This is a genomic window from Mycobacterium sp., assembly GCF_049280035.1.
Taxonomy (GTDB): Bacteria; Actinomycetota; Actinomycetes; order Mycobacteriales; family Mycobacteriaceae; genus Mycobacterium.
Genome location: NZ_JBAPPI010000440.1, coordinates 1 through 3,008, shown reverse-complemented (window position 1 = coordinate 3,008; position 3,008 = coordinate 1). Strand labels below are relative to the sequence as shown.

Below are 3,008 nucleotides of genomic sequence, written 5' to 3'. Positions count from 1 at the left end.
TCGTAACCCAGTACGCCCGCGCGCTCGACAGCCGTTGCCCCAGGCCGATACTGGGCGACACGCTGGCCGACGAGATCGTGGCCAAGATCGACTATGACTTCCAAACTTTGGGCGTGCCATCTAGTGCGGTGCGCCAGACCGCGCTGCGCGCCAAGATGCTCGACGATCGGGCGCGCAGTTTCATCTCCCAACATCCCGACGCCGTCGTTGTGGCTCTCGGCGCGGGGCTGGACACCGCCATGCTGCGGGTCGAGCCGCCGGCCACGGTGGACTGGTACAACGTCGATCTGCCCAACGTCATCGCGTTGCGCGATGAATTGGTGCCCGCCGACGACCATGCATATTCGGTGGCGGCATCGCTAGCCGAGAATGCTTGGACCGACCAGATCCCGTCCGACCGGCCCACCATGCTGGTCGCCGACGGCTTGCTGGCGTTTCTGTCTGAGTCGGTGATCATCAACCTGTTCCGCCACATTCCCGACCATTTCCGGTCCGGCGAACTGGCTCTCAACGACTATGGACGCGTCAGCCGCTCGAGCCTGCTCGCCATGAAAGTTGTGTTCCGTGCCGTCGGAAACCAATGGGCCTATCGAGGTTTCAAAGACGCCCACGTGCCCGAGACGTGGAGTCCACGCCTGACGTTGGTCGAGGAGGCCAGCTTGGCGCACGCTCCGGAGGTCGCCTTGTATCCGGCCGGGGCCCGTGTGTCGACCCGACTCATGGGGATGACCAAGGCGGGTGCTCGCACGGCGCGGGTCCTGCGCTACCGCTTCTGAGCCGACGCTAGGGAGGTGGCGACGATGGCCGCGACGCTGCTTAACGGTGCGAACGTGTGGGATGGGGTCTCGGCACAGGCAGCGCCGCAACAGGTGCTGGTCGTCGACGATCGCATCCAGCAGCTAGCCGACACGATCGACCCGCCGGCCGACGGGCGGGTGGTGGATCTTTCCGGGCACACGCTGACGCCGGGCTTCATCGACTGCCACACACACGTGACGTTGGTCCCTCCGGTGGGCCTGATGATGGCCCTCGACTCGAGCACCGCAAAGACGTTGAAGTCGTTGCCGGTGCTGCGGGCCCTGCTGATGAACGGGTTCACCACGGTGCGTGACTTGGGCTGCGGCGACGTCGATTACCCCACGATCGACCTTCGCAACGCGGTGGCGGCCGGGCTCGTCGTCGGCCCGCGGATGGTGGTGGCACCGCACATGATTTCCGCGCGCGGTGGCCACGGCGACTTCAGCGGAATGGTCGCTGATGAATATCAAGGGTGCTCCAGGCCGCTGGAGTTGGCGGCGGCTGACGGCGGCGACGAGATCCGCACCCGGGTCAGGCAGCAGATCCGGGCCGGTGCCGACTGGATCAAGTTCGCCGCTACCGGCGGCTTCGCCTCACCGTCGGACGACCCCGGGCACGCGACCTACAGCCAGGAGGAGATGGACGTCCTAGTCGCGACGGCCCGCGACCTAGAAGTCCCGGTCACCCCGCACAGTTACGGGGACGAGGGTATCCAGCGCGCGGTTCGAGCGGGAGTACGCAGCATCGAACACGGAAACCTCGCATCGGCTCAGACGCTGCAAATAATGCAGGACGCCGGGGTGTTTATGGTGCCGACTCAATACACGATCTTGTCCGGAGCCCGCCGCGGCGAGGACGACCCGCTGTGGGCCGCTCTTCCGGAGCACTCGCGCCGCAAAATGCAGAAGTACCGCGGCGCGCTATTGGACGCAGCGGAGGGGTTGGCCGCCAGCGACGTTCGGATCGCATTCGGAACCGACGCCGGAATGTTTCCCCACCACGACAACTGGCGTGAGTTCCCGATGATGGTGTCCACAGGTATCACGCCGTTACGCGCCTTGCGCGCGGCCACCAGCGTGGCCGCCGAACTGCTGCTTCTCGACGATCTCGGCGTGATCGCCGAGGGCAAGATCGCCGATCTGATCGCTATGCCCGGCGATCCCTTCGCCGACATCGAAGTCACCGGACAGGTGGACTTCGTCATGAAAGACGCTGTGATCTACAAGGATCCGGCCTGTCCATGACAACTCCAGCTGGTTTCGGATGGTAAGCCGTTGTTTAAACAAGGAATCGGTGGATGGCTTCGACCACGTGGTCTTGTCGGACGTGGTCACGCAGTTCGGAGATGATGTCGGCCTGGTCGATGACGGGCCCGGTAAGGGCGGAGGCCTTGCTTGCGTAGAAAGCACCGCTGCGCAGCGTGGGATCGGTGACGGCCGTGAGGAGCCGTTGGGCGCCGTCTTCGAGCTTGTGCGCAACCCCGAGGGCGGGGGCTAGGTAGGGCATGAGTACACGTTGAGCCAGCACGCGCATCGGCGCGGGGAGATCGCGCAGCGCCTGGGTGCCTGCGGTGTTGCCGGGACTCATCGTGATGAAGCGCAACCGGGAGTGTTGCCGCGCCAACGCGGCCATCCAAAGGGCGCCCAGGTATTTCACCTGGCCGTAGGCCAGCCTTGCGTTGGGTTTGTGGTCGCCGAAGAAACTGCTGTCTATCACGCTGGCGAACTCGTCGACCGAACCGTCGACAAAGGTAGGGCGTGGAATACGCAGCTTGGGGACCCCTCGTGCGGCTTCGCTGCCGGTCAGCACCGCTACCTCGGCCAGCGCCCCGGCCGCAAGCAGCTCCTCCAACAGCACTACGTGGCCCAACACATTGGCGGCGAAGATCTCGGTGGCCCCCTCGGATGTCAAAGCCGTCGGGCGCGGACCTCCGATGCCGCCAGCATTCATCACGACAGCATCCACGGGCGCCTCGATCGCCGGGACCGCCCGGCGCACCGAATCGAGGTCGCGCATGTCCATATTGAGCACACGGAAGATCGATCGGCCGGTGACCGCGACCAAGTCTTGCGCGGCGGCCCGCGCTTTAGCTGGGTTGCGGCACGCGAGGTAAATCACGCCGAAGTCGTCGCGTAGCGCCAGTTGGCGAGCGACATCTTTACCCAGTCCGCTGTTGGCTCCGGTGATTAGCACGGATTTGGTGGCGGGCT

The 3,008-nt window shown here is 65.1% G+C and carries 3 protein-coding genes; 2 read left to right on the top strand and 1 reads right to left on the bottom strand.

The genetic code is table 11. The features are described 5' to 3' along the window. Positions 1-776, top strand: a 776-nt coding sequence (locus tag WAN71_RS14580; RefSeq protein ID WP_422226013.1) for a class I SAM-dependent methyltransferase, incomplete at its 5' end; no start/stop codon positions are given. Between the two features lie 24 nt (positions 777-800). Further along, positions 801-2,042: an amidohydrolase family protein gene (locus WAN71_RS14575; RefSeq protein ID WP_422226012.1), complete on the top strand. Its 1,242-nt coding sequence runs from the start codon at positions 801-803 to the stop codon at positions 2,040-2,042. Between the two features lie 34 nt (positions 2,043-2,076). Here WAN71_RS14575 and WAN71_RS14570 read toward each other — a convergent pair. Then, positions 2,077-3,008: SDR family NAD(P)-dependent oxidoreductase (locus WAN71_RS14570; protein WP_422226011.1), on the bottom strand; the 932-nt coding region annotated here is incomplete at its 5' end.